Below are 17,079 nucleotides of genomic sequence, written 5' to 3' on the forward strand. Positions count from 1 at the left end.
ATAACATTATTTTTATTTTAACTTTCTATTTAAAAGTGCTTCTTTTCTTTTTAGTCCACGATTATTTTTTTTAGTATTCTCTTCTAAATGCGAATTTTGTTTTATATATATAGATAATTCCTTTATATTTGTGTATTCGAATAAATCAACCATAGAGAAGTTAGATATATTAAATTTTTCAACTAATTTATAATAAATTTCAGCAACATGAAGAGATGTACCACCAACATCAAAGAAATTGTCCTCCAGTCCTATATTTTCAATTTTCAGAACATCTTTCCATATTTGAAGAATATCAAGTTCTACTTTGTCTTCCATTTTTGGAATTGGTACTGAAACTTGGTTAATGATCGGCTGAGGAAGTGCCTTATAATTCACTTTTCCATTAACTGTTAACGGTTTTTTATCAATTACCATAAATAATGAGGGAACCATATATTCAGGCAACCTTCCCTTTAAATATTCCTTTAGCTCATATAATACATGACTCGAATTCGGTTTAACTATAACATAGGCTACCAATCTTTTATCATCATCAGAAAATTCATGCACATCTACTACACAATCTTGATACGAAGGGTGTTGATTAATAACAGTTTCAATTTCTCCTAATTCAATTCTATATCCTCGTAATTGAACTTGCTTATCAATTCTCCCTAAATACTCTATTTGTCCACTAGGTAATATTTTTCCTAGATCTCCGCTTCTATATAAAAATTCTTTTCTATTAGGATAAATTGATTTTTCTACAAACCTCTCATCTGTTAAGCTTTTTTTATTATAGTAACCCTTTGTGACACCCTCTCCACCAATGACAATTTCACCTGGGACTCCTATTGGTTGAACTTGCATATCATTATTAACAATATATACATTTAAATCCGGTATAGGCTTACCTATAATACTACCGGCTTTATTATTTAAATCGTTCATTAAAACTTCATAATAAGTTACATGCACAGTAGTTTCAGTAATACCATACATATTTATAACTTTCGGATATTTGTCTCCATATTTATCAAACCAAGGTCTTAACATTTCAAAATATAGTGTTTCGCCCCCAAAAATAATATAGCGTAAACATAATTTTTCAGAACCTTTATATTCAGAATCCTCTTTAATAAGATGTTTAAAATATGATGGTGTTTGATTTAAGACTGTTACTTTTTCCTTTAACATCAGTTTATAAAATTCATCCGGAACTTTAGTTATCCATTCTGGAACAATAATTAACTTTCCTCCATATAATAACGCACCAAAGATTTCCCATACTGAGAAATCAAATCCATAAGAATGAAATAAAGCCCAACAATCTGTTTCGTTAAATTGAAACTTAGAATCTGTTGCTAAAAATAATCTAACTACATTCTTATGAGTAACCATAACACCTTTAGGATTTCCAGTAGAACCAGATGTATAAATAATATAAGCAACACTAGAATTATCATATGTTGGCATAAGATTATACGTAGGATATTCATCAATTGTAAGTAAGATTTCTTCTATTATTAACTTATCAATAGATTGATTACATACCTTGTCTTTAAATAATTTAGTTGTAATTAATGCTGTATTATTTAAATCGTTTAAAATATATTCCATTCTTTCCTGTGGACAAGAAACATCTATAGGAACGTACGTTCTTCCTGATTTCAACACTCCTAAAATTGTCGCTATAAGTAAATTGGAGCGTTCCAAAGATACTGCAACCATTTTTATATCTTCCGAAAGGGATAAATTTAAATAATGAGCAATTTGATTCGATTTTATATTTAGATATTCATATGTCCATTCCTCCTGATCGCAAGAAACAGCAATCTGATTTGGGAATTGTTTAGCCTTCGATTCAAAAATATCTATAATGGTATCTTCTGCATTAAATTTTCTTTCATTACAATTAATACAAATAGCTTTTGTTAATTGATCATTCAGTAATGAGAGAGCACCAATATTACTATTTTCACTATTAATGATCTGATTAATAATATTATCATACACATCCTTAATTGGAATCTGATCAAAAAAGGAATTATATTCTGCATTTACAACATAAAAAGAATCATAGTTTTCTACATTACAAGTAAAAGCAAATTTTAGATTTTGTATTTGTAATGGCATTGGTGTAACCATACAATTTTTTAATTCAAAAGATAGTGGCTGTTTATAAAAAGTAAAAGCATTGTTAAAAGAATCTAAAGGTAAAGATTGTTTAGCAAAAATAGCCGGCGCATGTAAATTCAAATCAAAATCTTGATATCTAATTAATGAAATCACTTTCTTTTTAATCACAGAACATAGTTCCTCAAAAGTGGTAACTTTCTCAAAATCAACAGTTAATGGCAGTGTATTAACAAAATATCCTACAATATTCTTAAATTCTTTTTTAGGACGATTTGCAATAGGTATTCCTACCACAATACGATTTTGTCTTGTCAATTTGTAAAGTAAAACACAATATATAGCTGCAAAAAAACTAAAATCTGTAAAATTATGCTTTTTTAAATAAGACTGAATTTCTGAACTAACATCTTCATTTAATGAAAACTTCGTACTTTTCCCCGATATTATTCCATTCTCATTACGTGACTTATTAATTTCCTTTAATTCAAGACCATCAAACGCTTTAAACTCTTCTTGGAAATAATCAATTGCTTTCTGTGTTCTAATCGGACTTGATTTATAATTCGCAAAATCAAAATATAACGTTTTATGATTTTCCACACTATATACATCCGACTCTTTGTTATCGTTATATAAAGCCATAATATCATTCAAAAAATTAAAATAACTGTAACCATCCGCAATGATATGATCTGCATTAATTGTCAAATAATAAATATTTTGAGAAGAACTAAATATTTTAATATCATAGAGAGGCCATTTAGAAATATCAATACAATTAATGTTTTGTTTAGAAATATATTCTCCCACGTGAACATCACAATCATTTTCTGTATATTCTTCTGGTAAATTAACAATTTCTACATCGTACTCTCTTGATGACTCGTATACTTGTACAGGTTTGCCTTCTTTTTCTACTATATGAGTTTTAAAAATCTCATTTCCATTGATAACTAACTCCATAACGGATTTAAATTTTTGAACATTGAATTCCCCAACAATTTTATAACAAAAACTAAGATTATACGCTGGATCATTAGGATAGATCTTATGGTACGTATAAAGTTTTTTTTGTACATTTGATAATTCGCTAATCAATTTTTCGTTCATTTTTCCTGCCACCTTCAACTAATTTCTGGGATTTATATGGTACTATTTAACAATTACACATCTTCAAAAAAATGTCAACCGCAATATCCAAATATTCTCTTATTTACTTTTCAGATAAAATTTAATATTATTTATAATGCATAATCTCAGAAGAGGAGGACAATTTATGAAAAAATGGATTCGTATTTTCCATCCTAAGCCACAGGCAAAATTCCAATTACTGTGTATTCCCCATGCCGGAGGAGCAGCTTCGGCTTATAGAAACTTGAGTAATAAAATAGGAGCAGATATTGAAGTACTCTCGGTACAGTTACCTGGGAGAGATGATCGTTATAAAGAAGACACTATTGATAACATGCAACCATTAGTATCCAGCATACTTCTTGAGTTGGCTGAATATATAAATAAACCTTTTGCTATTTTGGGTCATAGCATGGGTGCATATATTGGATACGAGTTAACTAAATTATTATTCGAAAGGGATAAAATTAAGCCACTCATTTTGTATATCTCTGCCGCTTCATCACCTGATACACCAAAAAGTAAATTGATACATAAACTACCAGACGCATTATTACTCAAAGAACTTAAAACCTATACACAAACTCCAGACCTTTTATTACAAGATAAAAAAGCTTTTTCGTACTTTTTGTCATATATTCGGTCGGATTTTAAAATTGTAGATTCCTATAGCTGCAATAACTATAACTCTATCAACTGTCCTGTTAGTGTATTTATCGGAAATGAGGACCCTCATGTTGTTAATCACAATAATTGGAGTAAATATACAAATAAAGATTTGGATGTCTATTCTTTTAAAGGTGATCATTTTTATTTAAAAACAGATGGAAATATAAAAAAAATTATTGAAATTATTAATATACAGATGTGGAAAAACTATGAAAACAATGTATAACCTATTTCATCCAGATGAAGTTCATGTTTGGAAATGCAAAATTAATGAATTAAAAAAACATATCAAATTATACACTACTTGGCTTTCTAATGATGAATACACCTATGCAATTCAATTTAAAAATGAAATTCGTCGACAAAATTATATTATCTGTAGAGGAATTACAAAATATATTATTTCCTTGTATACACAAACCTCTCCATCAAATATTGAAATATCATATACCCAATATAGAAAACCCTATCTAAAAAATCAGAACCTATATTTTAATATTTCTCATTCTGCCGACTTAGTTGTGATTGCATTAGCAAAGAAAAAAATTGGAATTGACATTGAAAAAATAAAAGTACTAGATAATTATCAAAAAATCGCTTCTCATTTCCTCAACAATAGGGAAAAAGGAATATTTTATGAACTAGATACTTTACAACAAAAACATTTATTTTTTACAATTTGGTCCTCTAAAGAAGCCGTTGTCAAAGCTTTAGGTTATGGACTACATTTCCCTTTACAAAAAGTAAATATACTACAAACAAATGAACAAATTGCAAATTCAATATTAATTGAAAATAGCTATTATACTATTCATAATAGTGCAATTTGTGCTGGCTATAAGTCAGCGATATGTAAAAAAGGGATAATACAGAGTATATATATGTATGATTTGAATTCTTAGAATGGATATAGTATTAAGAGCATAGCTTAGTTAAAACTTTGGAATAAGATCTAAAAGAGTTACGCAACGAATATAAAGTATCAGAAGTAGACGTTTACGAATAAAATATACTCCCCCCTTGCACTTAATGAAGGAATATAGGTAAAAAATGAAAAATATATAATTACAATAATTGCTTAATTATCAAAAAGGAATTAACTCCAACCATATTTAATGTAATTTCTTTAAACACCAGAAAGTTTTTACTACTATTTTGGCACAAATCATAGTCAAAACTTATTAGTAAAAATAGCAGATTAACTAAAAAGATTGTAGGTTTACTAACTTAATTCCAGCATAAAAAACTTAAAATGTGAAATTACTTTTCGTTATAGTTACTTATATTCATTATTTGAGGATATCGTGGGGTAAAGTACAAAAGAGTGCAAAAGTTTTCACTTCTTTGCACTCTTAGCATATCTTGTTTACATGCTGCCTTTTAGAACTAAAAACGTAATTCAATTGTGCTTTTTATTGCTTTATAAGGAAAATGTAATTTAATAAAACTATCTAGTGTTCAACATACTTATTCAGATACTTTCTCTATCGCATAAATTAATGTACCATAACATTCTTATCAGCAGGTAGTTTGTTTAATTGTGATTTAGTGCTCTTTTGTACAGCAATTCTTCCCATTGCAATACATATAGTACTAATTGAAATAATAAGTAAAGTTTTCATATCGTGTGATAAATCAATTCCACCAAAAATTATTGTATAGTATCCATCAGCTACATAGGTTGCAGGAAAATAAGAACCTACAGTTTGATAGAACTCTGATAGCATTGCTTTTGGAACAATTACTCCAAAAGTAACCAATTGTAATGAAAGCGAAATAATATTAAACACCATGCCCGCAGGACCAAATAGAATGACAAACATTTGTGTTACACTTAAGAAAGAGAAGAAGACAAGTGTTTGGAACATCCATGTTGCAAATATATTTGTATTCAGTTTTATATCAAATATAGCCATAAATAATAGAGTAATAACAGCTAAAATAATTGATGCAAGAACATTAATAATCTGCCTTGCTACAAATATAGACCATTTTCCATAAACGTCTCTTAATAATGTTGCAACACTATTAAGGTTTAAACTCATGATCATAGCGCCAACCCAAGATGCAAGAACAATTAATAACGGAAGCATGGTTGCTGCAAATCCTTCTGTATTATTTGTTTTTTCAATATTTGGTTGAACAGAATCAATGTTTAGTGCATTCAATATTTTCGTGATACTTCCCGATAACCTTTGAGCTAATTCTTCTGATGGTATCCCTGCACTTAATTCATTAGGTAAATTTGAAATAGTAAGTTTTTGTTTATAAGTGTATACATTTTTATTAATTGTTTTCGTAATATCTTTTGTTGCTCCTTCCATAATCTGCTTTGTTAAAGAAGAATTTGCCTGATTAATAAAATACTTAATTTCTGTATTTTTATTTTTCACTAATAAATCCGAGAAATTCCTAGGAATTTGTATAACCATATCTAATTTACGTTGGTTCATATCTTCCTTTGCGGAAACTACAGAACTGTAACCTTTAACATTAAATTTTAAATTCTTCTTTAAACTTTTTTCAATATTTACCCCCATTTGCTTATCCTCGTTCACTACTCCTACTCTTAAATTGTCAACTCGATCAGTAACACCATCATATGCAGTCATCCATACACAAAAGAAAATTAATAAAAAAGAAAATGCTGTTGCAATTCCAATAAAGGTTTCACGATGTTTAAAGAAACTTTTTAAGGTTTTCATTTTATATCTCCCATCCGTCCATTTAAAGCAAGCACTTACTTTCATTTGTCATCAAAAAGAACTAGGGAGTTAACCCCCTAGAAAAAAGTTGGACACTATGTTTTAAAAAAGCCTCTTTAGAGTTTGAAAATACATTATCACCAAAGCGCGAGTTAGAAGTAAAATAACCGAAATTCATCCAAATAAAGTTCATGGCTTGAGCTTCCATATCGGTTTCAATGAGTTTCCCCCTTTTACTCATCTCATTAAAATACGAAACTAAACTTTCTTTTAATTGCTTAGGAATTAACGCAATGGTTTCATTGAGTTCCGGAAACATTCCAGCTTCTCGAAAACTAATCAAAATCAAATCTTTCATTCTTTCTATGTATGTTTGATACCCCTCTGCAATTAACAACAAGTCATGTTCAAGGTCCCAAGTTTTTTCCTCATGCATTAATTGATCTAAGACAATATCACGTGACAAGTATTCAATGGCTTTTTCCATAACCTTTTTTTTATTTCCAAACTTTCGAAATATAGTTACTTCATTTACGCCCGCTAGTTCTGAAATAGCACGAGTTGTAGTGCCCTTATATCCATGTGTACGAAATAATTCTAAAAATGCTTCAATAATACGTTCTGATGTGTTTGTAATTTCATTCATTTTCCATCCAACTTTCAATAAATCTTATTAAAACTTTTAACAACAAATGCAAGCAACCACTTACTTACTTTTAAAGGATAAAATATTCATACAAAATAGTCAATATTATTTTTAAAAAAGATTTTAGAAATAATTTTGTTAGAAAAAATTTTATATCCACAAAGAACCGTTAAACATGAGTATTTCTCACTATATATAATATTACATTTCACTTCTTTTGTAAGACTTGCTGCAGATTTAAACTCCCCCACTTTCTCTTCTAATGATCGAAAAACTTCAGGTTTTTATAGATGGGTCCATCTGCAAAAATCACGAAATCTTTTAACCATACATCCGTTCCAATGTAAAAATTTGTTTTCGGAAGTTCTTGTACTTTTCTGTTTCAACTAACAATGACAAAAAGTATCTGCTAGAAGGGTCCGTCTAACTGTAGCATTTACAATACGTCCCTTTACTTCGCTAATTTTGGCAAATCGAACAAGACCTAGTTTTGGCAATTTCATTTTGCTTTTTATAACGGCAATGTTTTCATTGGTTTGTTTTGTGGTATACGATTGTACGTTGTTCTTCTTAGATTTAAAGCGCGGGGCGCTGTTTTGTTTTTTGAAAAAGCGTGTATACGCATCCGCAAGGTTGCGATCAGACGATTGAATCTCAATACTATCCACTTCTTTTAGCCAAACAAATTCTTTCTTCATGGCGGGAAGTTTGGCAGAGCATGTACCATATGTGAAACCTTTCCCAGTTTCTTTGTATGCGTGGAAATAATTGAATATAAAGCGAGAACAACCTATCGTTTTGTTAATTAGAATTGCTTGTGCTTGATTTGGATAGATACGAAACTTATAGGCTTTATTAATTATCATTTGATTCACCTCCATTTCGGTATATGACTATCATATACCGAACCTAAATTCGATTGGTAGTGAAGTAACACTTTCTGTATGTGGAACAATTAAGATGGCTCCTTGCCATCCCTTGTTCAAAGCCAATTCATCTCCCACCTACTCACTTCGCGTTCCTTGAGGCAAGAGTCTTCTTGGCTAAAATGATAAAATAAAAAGTATGATTGAAGTAGTTTTATTTTACTCAAATCATACTTTTTCTATTTTAACTCTATTATTGTCAAAAGTTATTGTTTCATAAATTCATTTGATACATGTATTTTTTAGGTTTAATATATTGTTTAATAGATTATTTAGCAATAACTTCTTCTTTAATTTCCCATTCCAATAAACTAATTGCTGTTTTGGCAGAGTTACTAGCTATTATTGGTGTTTCCCCTGAACTTATGACATAACCTAATCTATAATAACTACTAGATACCTTTTCAACTTTAAAAGGTAAATTTACTGTGCTGACTTGTTTAATTCCTGGTGAACTTTGTGCAGCTTGAACATTAAATACTTGTGTATATGTTCCCATTTTTTCAGGCATATAAAATTGAACAGCTGCAGAACCTTTTCTATCAGGATTAATTTTTTCTGATTTCCCAATAGCTTGCAGTACAATATTTTCAACCATATTTACACCAGTTGATATTTTCACTAACTCTGGAATGCAATCTCCAGCTAGTCTAGGGTTAATTTCTACTAAATATATGTTACCTTCTTTATGTATAAACTCAATATGAGCAGCTCCAAAGTCTAAATTAAAGGTCGATAATAGATTAATGCAATATTCTTCCAATTGAAGTATTGGCGCTAATTCTGGGGATGTTACGTGTCCGGCTTCTACTGAATGTTTTCCATAAGTTTCTTTTTGTGTTACAGAAATTAATTTCCACCCAAGATCAGTAAATAGCATTTCAGCTGAGTATTCTTGGCCCATAATGTATTCCTCAATTAACCATTTTCTTTCAAGGATATAACCACGTTCATTCTTTTCTCTCTGTATTTCATTTCCAAATGCTGTTTTTAGTTCGTCAGTATTATTACAAATTGATACACCATTACTAGCACTATCATCTACAGGTTTTAGTACACATGGGAAAGAAATATCAAGATCATCCAAGTTTGTATCTCGTTCAATAATGTAGAAGTTTGGTTGTTTAAACTTTAAATTTTCAGCATTCTCTTTGAAATGTTTTCTAGTTAAATTTTTATATCTAACTAATTGTAGAGCTTCGATATTATGTCCCGGTACATTAATATATTTTGCCAATTCTGCTACAGGCAGTAAATGATAATCATCAAAAGCTAAAATACCGTCAAACTTTGTTGAAGAATCATCTAGTTTCCGAATCATTTCTTTTACATTATAGGTATCAATAGTAACAATCTCATCTGCTATCATTAAAGGGTTATCAGTTTTTATACTATCATATTGAGCAGGATCACTTGTCCAAAAATGTACTTTATACCCCTTTTCTTTTGCCGCATACATGGCTTGAGACCCAGTTCCAGTAGTATTTGTTTCAATAAACAAAATATTTTTCATTTTATATTCCTCCCAGCTCTTTATTATTAAGATATTGATATTCAAGTAATCTAAATTATTTTTGTTGTACTAATTCCTTTTTTTAAAAGAATCACCTCCTTTCAATTAAGTTTTAAAAATTGACTTTTAAGTATACTAGACTATGGATTTTTCCTTTTTCAACTCATATACACCAAGACCTGTTAATATAACAGGTATAATCAAGAATATCCCCACCATACAATATGCGTTTATTATATTCTTCTCTCCAATATATCCAATAACCAACGATACTATAATTCCCAACGCTAGACTTAGCATAGATATTGTTGTCATAATGCGCCCTATAAAATGATCGTGAGTATACTTATATACAAGAGATTTAGATAAAACTTTAACATTTCCTACAAAAAAGCCAATTAGAATATAAATAACGAAGGCAACGGGGTATGTATTAGATAAACTAAACAATATAGTGAATGATCCTAATAGAACAAATGATAGCATTAAGTAGTACGGTGTTTCTTTTTTCTTAGCTAACCATAAACATAAACCAACTGAAATAAAACTTCCTATTCCAGCAGCACTGTCAATAACTCCTAATGTTAATTCGTTTCCATTAAGAATCTCGTAATTAAATGGAGCAATTAATATATTTATAGCGCTAAAAAAAGGAGTTGCTATACAAGCTGTTAAAGCAATATAGAATAATCCTTTGTTTTTACCGAAATAAATCCATCCTTGCTTTATGTCTAATAGATATTCTTTTACACTTGTTGTTTCAAAAGTATCTTTCTGTCTGACTGAGTATAAATGGAGCATTCTCATATATATAAAAGCCCCTATTAGATAAACTGAACCTGCAACTATTAATGTAACACTTGTACCTACATGTTTTAACAAACTACCTGCAATAATAGCTGAACTTAATAATCCTACTTGCCAAGCTGCCTGAGTAAATGAAGTACCTTGCATATATTCATCTTCTTTTAGAATTTGTTTAATCATGCTTTCAGTTGTCGGTCCTAAAATATACCAAATTATATAACTGAAAAATATCGATACGTATAGAATTGATACTGAAAAGAAGCCGAAATAGCTAGATAACGGAATGATCATGATAAAGATGAACCTTAATACACTACATATTATAGCTATCTTTGCTTTATTAAAACGATCAATTATTACACCCGCTATAGGAGATAGAAATACAGATGGTAGCATCGTAATAATCAGCATATAACTTATAGCCATTACTGAATTAGTATCTTTAGCCACAATTACTATACTAGTAAGACTGAAAATCCCTTCACCAAACATAGAAATTAATGATGCAATAAAAAAAGAAGAAAAATTTCTATTCTTTAATACTGAAAAACTATTCATTTTCTCACTCCTTAATCTAAAAAATAAAGTAGTTGTAGAAACCGTTGTAATATTTGAAAGAAGTAAAAATACTATTCCATCGACTAGAATCTTATAACATCCTTTCATGTCGTATGATACGACATGTGAGAAATAATGTCAAAATATTATTTTGACTTTTTTGATATTATTAAAGAGTTGCCACTTAATTAAATACGTTTTGATTGGAGGCTCTTAAATTATTTTTTGACATTATGCTATTTTTTGATTACTATTTTTAATAAATATATAGCAAAGGTGAAAACTATGGACGTAAATAAAATAAATGAAGCGTGGACAGATGTATATTACTACCTTCACTATAAGCATGTGGAGATATTAACTCATCAAAATATACGTTTTATGCAAGCCATTTATAAAAATAAAAATATTACAATATCCTCTCTCTCAAAAATAATGAATCTATCTCACAATACAGCCTCTGAACATGTACAACGCTTACAGAAAAAAGAATACGTTGAAAGACGAAAAAATCCTAATGATGAACGACAAACATATGTAACATTGACTAATTTAGGAAAGCAAGTATTAAAAAGAAACACAGAGTTAGATGAGGAGAAAATAAGACAGGTATTGGGTAAATTAGAACTTAAAGAGCAAATGTTGATCTATGAGGCACTTCAATTACTCAGAGAAACTGTAATAAAAGAATTTTCTTAGTTTTTAATTCAACAAGGTGTTATGTTACTGTAACGTAAGATTAAACTACACTAAAAAAGAGTTATTTTGATAAAAAATCAAGTAACTCTTTTTTATTTTTCAGAAATAATAAATTTATTTGACTCTTTCCTTTTTTTCCAATATAATGCTAATTGGATGTTTTGTTTTTCCATTAAAGGGTTATTTTTCATTAATACTAAGGGGGAATAAATTTGTTACCAGAATTAAGAGTATTACCAATTGAAAGCGTATTCTTACATGAAGAATATGAATTAGATCGCCTTCTAGGAATTAGTCAAAAGATAAAAAAAGAACAAAAACTAAAAAATCCACCAATAGCATTACAAATTAATGAGGATAAATATTTAATTCTGGACGGTGCACATCGTACATCTTCTCTTATAAAACTAAATTGTAAAAGAATAGTAGTTCAAGTAGTTGATATAAATCAGGTTACTATTAATGCCTGGGCACATCATGTTCCGAATGATGCTTTACTAATTGATGAGTTAAAAAATAATCCGGGCATAGAGTTAAGTGCTCAAAAACAAGTAAACAGTTTATTAGCTAGCATTCATTTTAACGACAATGTATTTTATCTATACAATAAAAATTCTTCTTTAAGTAATATTTCAGAAAAGGTTTCTAGGTGGAAAGAAATAGTTAATTCCTATACTGATAAGTATGAGTTTAAAAGAATTCATAATAACGAAGTATTACCTACAGAAGGTATCACTTTTAAATATCCAGCATTAGACTTTACTGAAATTGTTCGTATTGTTGAATCAAACTTATTATTACCAGCTGGTGTAACAAAGTTCTCGTTAGACTGCGGGCGAGTTTTAAACTTGAATATACCATTAAGTTTTTTAATAAGAGAAGATTTAGATCAAGATAACTGGAATGAATTATTAAAAGATTGGGAATCTTCAATCAGACTATATACAGACCCTATATATCTTTGTGAGGCCTAAAACAAAAATATATTATTTAAGTACATAAATATTTAATGCTGTAAATAATTTATTTAATTTAAATTTAAAATTTGGAGTGAGAATCTTATGTTTTTTGATAGTATTACTGAATGTATAGGAAATACACCTGTAGTTGCTTTAAATGACGCTTTAATCCCAGAGGGGAAAAAACTTTTTCTGAAATTAGATTATTTTAATCCTAACCTCAGTGTTAAAGATCGAACAGCCCTTGGATTAGTCAAGTCAGCCCTTGATAGCGGAAAACTAAAAGTTGGCGGTGTCTTAATCGAGTCCACTTCAGGGAATTTAGGGAAATCATTGTCAATGCTCGGGGCTGTATATGGATTTAAAGTCATTATAGTAGTTGATCCTAAGATTAGCCCTAGCATTTTAAAGTGGTACAAGGCTTACGGTGCACAGGTGGAAATGGTTCATAATCCTGACTCTTCAGGCGGATACCAAAAATCTAGAATTCAACGCGTTCAGGAATTATTAAGTAAATATCCAGATGCGTATTGGCCTAATCAATATGATAATCCTAATAATCCTGCTTATCATTATGAGACTACCGGAAAAGAAGTTTTAACATTACCTATCGATTCTGTAGTTGGGGCAGTAAGTACAGGTGGACATTTATGTGGAGTGGCTAAACTTGTTAAGAAAGAAAAACCCCATATTAATATTGTAGCATGTGATGTACAAGGATCCGCTGTTTTTAATAATTGTTTTAGTCCCTATTTAATTAACGGCGTAGGGTTAAGTTGGCGAGGAGGAAATACAAATTTAGAAGTAATAGACAAAATTGGAATTGCAAGTGATCAAGAGGCAATATCTATTTGTAGATTATTAGCTAAAGAACATGGACTTATGATTGGTGGATCAGGTGGTTTAGCCGTATTTACAGCTTTATCTTGGTTAGCAAATAGTGATGCTAAATCCGCATTAGCCATTATACCTGATACTGGAGTCAATTACTTAGACCAAATTTATGATGATGAGTGGCTTATAGAAAAAAATGTATCTTTAATTGATAGAGTAGAGATCAAAAAAAGAACTATGGAACGAAAATTCAAAATGCCTAGTGAACTTCCTGTAAAGGAACTGGTTCATTCTTAAGTTAAATTCTTTAAAATACAACATTTAAATAGAATGAATGCAAGCCATATTCTATTTTTCTTTTTAATATTATAGTTTTCTAAATCTCATAAAAAGAGAGCTTCTGTACAAACTGGATTCTTTGTAAAACACATTTTGAAAAAATTAAGCAAAATAAAAAGATGAGTTCTGTTTAATATAGAACTCATCTTTTTTATTCCATCAATATCTATATTGGCTATAGTACGACATATATTTATTAATATGTTGTGACAACTGAAAAAACACAAAATTATTTATATATGCTTCATCTTTCAGATGCTCTCCAAAAAAGATTCTTTTGAAGCGCCCTTCTAACAGCTTTCTTTTTTACATAAATTTTCTAAAATTAAGTTTTCTGATTTTTCAGTAGCTCGAGCTTCTTTAGTATGCTCACTGAACTGATTGAACTACCCCTACTTTCACTTCGTTTAGAAGTGAGGGATTCCTAAGTAAAGAGTTCTATCGAACTCTAATTGATTAGGCTAACCCCGCAGTCCTTGCGGTTAGAAGCCTTATCGCTTCATTCTTTAGATTGATACTTGCGTTAATATCCTTATCATGGTGTGTACGACAAGAAGGACAATTCCATTCACGTAGGTTTAGATTTTTAACGTCTTTATTTTGATATCCACAACAAGAACATAATTGGCTGGAAGCAAATGTTTTCGATACGACAATGACTTGTTTGCCATATCATTTTGCTTTGTATTCTAACATGGATCGAAATTGCGACCAAGATACCTCACTAATTGCTTTTGCTAACTTATAATTCTGTAACATATTCGATACTTGCAAATCCTCTATACCGATCACATCGTGGTTTTTGATGATTTCAGTTGAAATTTTGTCCAAGTAATCTTTTCTAGCATTTGATATGTATTCATGAATTCTAGCTACCTTTACTCGTTGATTATTCCAGCGAGAAGATCCTTTCATTCTTCTAGAAAGAACACGCTGTGCTTTCGCCAATTTCTCTTCTAATGATCGGAAAAACTTCGGATTTTCATAGTGTGTTCCATCTGACAAAATAGCGAAATCTTTTAGTCCTACATCTATTCCAATGTAAGAATGTGTTTTCGGAAGTTCTTGTACTTCTGTTTCAACTAATAGTGACACAAAATATCTACCAGAAGGGTTCCGTCTAACTGTAGCATTTACAATACGCCCCTCTACTTCGCGACTTTTGGCAAATCGAACAAGGCCTAGTTTTGGCAACTTTATTTTGTTCCCTACAACGGCAATGTTTTCATTTGTTTGTTTTGTGGTATAAGATTGTACGTTGTTCTTCTTAGATTTAAAGCGCGGTGCGCTGTTTTGTTTTTTGAAAAAGCGTGTATACGCATCCGCAAGGTTGCGAACAGACGACTGAATCGCAATACTATCCACTTCTTTTAGCCAAACAAACTCTTTCTTCATGGCAGGAAGTTTGGCAGAACATGTACCATATGTTAAACCTTTCCCAGTTTCTTTATATGCGTGATCCCATAGGGATAGGAAATGATTGAATACAAAGCGAGAACAACCTATCGTTTTGTTAATTAGAATTGCTTGTGCTTGATTTGGATAGATACGAAACTTATAGGCTTTATTAATTATCATTTGATTCACCTCCATTTCGGTATATGACTATTATATACCGAACGTACATTCGATGGATAGTGAAGTAACACTTTATGTATGTCGAACAATTAAGATGGCTTCTTGCCATCCCTTGTTCGAAGCCAATTCATCTCCCACCTACTCACTTCGCGTTCCTTGAGGAAGGAGTCTTCTTGGCTAAAATGATAAATTTATGCCCTTTCGTTAAATGAACTTATTCTTTTTTTATTTATGAAGGCGTATCATTTAATTGAGTTATGGTTTTCCGTCCTGAAATATAGTAGGCTAAAATTTTATATGCGAATTCCTCTAAAACCATAGGGAAATTTGAATTTCTCTTTATGTGTAAATAACCCTTGTGTCGTTTGGATCCTTTTCTAATCCTAATTCTACTTCTCATTATACAAGAAATACCCCATAAAATATGGCTACACTTCTAAAAATCCTGATGAAGTTCCAATCGCTATAACAAGGTCTGTGTTATTTAATAATTTTTTATCTTGAAGTTGCTCTAACGCAGCTATTGTAGAAGAAGCAGATACTTCAAGAAATATACCCTTTTTCAATAAAATTTGTTGAGCTTGAAGCGCTTGATTACTAGAAATAACTATGGCTAAACCATTAGATTCCGTTAGTGCATTCCAAGCTTGAAAAGTTACTGTTGTACCATCCAATGACTTTAACATTGTTTCTCCCAAAAATTCTTGTGTATACAAGGAACCTTTTAATACCCTTGTTAATCTAGGAAATGGTTCAACTGCTATCATATTCGGTAATGTAGTTATAAGTTTACTTTTATACATTTCTTTAAATCCTTGCCAAATCCCCCATAGCAGATCCCCTCTTGATACAGGTATAATGACTTTTGTTGGTACTAATCCATTTAATTGGTGTAAGATTTCATATGCAATGTTTTTATAGCCTTGTACGCCAAAAAAGTTACTTCCTACAGGAGGTAGTATATAATTACTTGCAGGATAAAATCCATCTTTTGAAAGTTTATGTAATATGCTCCATCTCTCATCATAAGTATCGGTAATTATGGATTGTGCACCATAATTTTTTAATAGAGATAAAATTTTTTCATTTAAAGAGTCTGTAGCAATTACAGTACATGGCATATTTGCATAAGCAGCATAAGCAGCTAATGATACTCCAGCATTTCCACTAGATGCGATTGCAACACCTTTACACCCTTTTTCAACGGCTCTAGTAACAATTAAAGAACTCATTCTATCTTTATGTGAACCTGTTGGATTCTGTCCTTCATATTTTATATACACGTTACCATACTTACTGTTATCTAAAGGGATAAGAGGCGTATTTCCTTCACCTAAAGAAATATAGGTGCTATACGGTAATAAACAAGTATTATCATAGTTGGTATAAATCACATTTAAATTAGAAGGCAGTTTTTCCGCTAAACATTTTGGACACCCCTCAAAGAAATCATTTATTTCATAGGTGGCAGAACAACGTAAACATTGAAGCGATTGGATTCGACTGTTTTTGATAATTTTAAATACCATACTGTGTTTCCTCCTATATCATATAATGATTATATTTAAAACAATTTCTTTAATGAACCTGTTCC

Annotated in this window: 11 protein-coding genes and 2 pseudogenes; 5 read left to right on the plus strand and 8 right to left on the minus strand. The window is 30.4% G+C overall.

The window, feature by feature from the left end; genetic code table 11:
* Positions 1-12: 12 nt before the first annotated feature.
* Positions 13-3,231: a non-ribosomal peptide synthetase gene (locus tag DN407_RS29155; protein WP_149216993.1), complete on the minus strand. Its 3,219-nt coding sequence runs from the start codon at positions 3,229-3,231 to the stop codon at positions 13-15.
* Positions 3,232-3,397: 166 nt separating this feature from the next.
* Between DN407_RS29155 and DN407_RS29160 the strand changes: the two genes are divergently transcribed.
* Together DN407_RS29160 and DN407_RS29165 are read left to right on the plus strand one after the other, a co-directional pair.
* Positions 3,398-4,147 carry a thioesterase II family protein gene (locus tag DN407_RS29160; RefSeq protein WP_179955827.1) on the plus strand — a complete coding sequence of 250 codons (750 nt, stop codon included), beginning with the start codon at positions 3,398-3,400 and terminating at the stop codon, positions 4,145-4,147.
* Positions 4,131-4,823, plus strand: a complete 693-nt coding sequence (locus tag DN407_RS29165; protein WP_149216995.1) for a 4'-phosphopantetheinyl transferase family protein — start codon at positions 4,131-4,133, stop codon at positions 4,821-4,823. Before DN407_RS29160 ends, DN407_RS29165 begins: the two co-directional genes overlap by 17 nt.
* 594 nt (positions 4,824-5,417) lie before the next feature.
* On the opposite strand, the gene DN407_RS29170 is transcribed toward DN407_RS29165, so the two are convergent.
* The 5 genes and pseudogenes from DN407_RS29170 to DN407_RS29190 all read right to left on the minus strand — a co-directional run bounded on the left by DN407_RS29170 (position 5,418) and on the right by DN407_RS29190 (position 11,076).
* The gene (locus tag DN407_RS29170) at positions 5,418-6,626 is read right to left on the minus strand and encodes a YhgE/Pip domain-containing protein (protein ID WP_149216996.1); all 1,209 of its coding nucleotides are present in this window, start codon (positions 6,624-6,626) and stop codon (positions 5,418-5,420) included.
* Between the two features lie 61 nt (positions 6,627-6,687).
* Positions 6,688-7,272: a TetR/AcrR family transcriptional regulator gene (locus DN407_RS29175; RefSeq protein ID WP_149216997.1), complete on the minus strand. Its 585-nt coding sequence runs from the start codon at positions 7,270-7,272 to the stop codon at positions 6,688-6,690.
* Between the two features lie 268 nt (positions 7,273-7,540).
* Positions 7,541-8,138, minus strand: a pseudogene (locus tag DN407_RS29180) (RNA-guided endonuclease TnpB family protein); the annotation flags it as partial.
* A 328-nt stretch (positions 8,139-8,466) separates the two neighbouring features.
* Positions 8,467-9,711, minus strand: a complete 1,245-nt coding sequence (locus DN407_RS29185) for an ATP-grasp domain-containing protein (RefSeq protein WP_149216998.1) — start codon at positions 9,709-9,711, stop codon at positions 8,467-8,469.
* A gap of 135 nt (positions 9,712-9,846) precedes the next feature.
* A complete protein-coding gene (locus DN407_RS29190) occupies positions 9,847-11,076 on the minus strand; it encodes an MFS transporter (RefSeq protein ID WP_149216999.1) in 1,230 nt (409 codons plus the stop codon).
* Between the two features lie 285 nt (positions 11,077-11,361).
* On the opposite strand from DN407_RS29190, the gene DN407_RS29195 reads away from it, so the two are divergent.
* The 3 genes from DN407_RS29195 (at position 11,362) to DN407_RS29205 (ending at position 13,865) form a co-directional block, all read left to right on the plus strand.
* The gene (locus DN407_RS29195) at positions 11,362-11,775 is read left to right on the plus strand and encodes a MarR family winged helix-turn-helix transcriptional regulator (RefSeq protein WP_078994960.1); all 414 of its coding nucleotides are present in this window, start codon (positions 11,362-11,364) and stop codon (positions 11,773-11,775) included.
* Positions 11,776-11,987: 212 nt separating this feature from the next.
* Positions 11,988-12,749, plus strand: coding sequence for a ParB N-terminal domain-containing protein (locus DN407_RS29200; protein WP_149217000.1), 762 nt, complete (start codon positions 11,988-11,990; stop codon positions 12,747-12,749).
* An 87-nt stretch (positions 12,750-12,836) separates the two neighbouring features.
* Positions 12,837-13,865, plus strand: coding sequence for a pyridoxal-phosphate dependent enzyme (locus DN407_RS29205; RefSeq protein ID WP_149217001.1), 1,029 nt, complete (start codon positions 12,837-12,839; stop codon positions 13,863-13,865).
* Positions 13,866-14,363: 498 nt separating this feature from the next.
* On the opposite strand, the pseudogene tnpB reads toward DN407_RS29205, so the two are convergent.
* Together tnpB and DN407_RS29220 are read right to left on the minus strand one after the other, a co-directional pair.
* A pseudogene (gene tnpB / locus DN407_RS29210) lies at positions 14,364-15,485 on the minus strand (IS200/IS605 family element RNA-guided endonuclease TnpB).
* Positions 15,486-15,913: 428 nt separating this feature from the next.
* Positions 15,914-17,014 carry a threonine synthase gene (locus DN407_RS29220; protein ID WP_149217002.1) on the minus strand — a complete coding sequence of 367 codons (1,101 nt, stop codon included), beginning with the start codon at positions 17,012-17,014 and terminating at the stop codon, positions 15,914-15,916.
* Positions 17,015-17,079 lie beyond the last annotated feature (65 nt).

Origin of the sequence: Bacillus sp. JAS24-2, from assembly GCF_008274905.1 — a bacterium.
Lineage (GTDB): Bacteria > Bacillota > Bacilli > Bacillales > Bacillaceae_G > Bacillus_A > Bacillus_A cereus.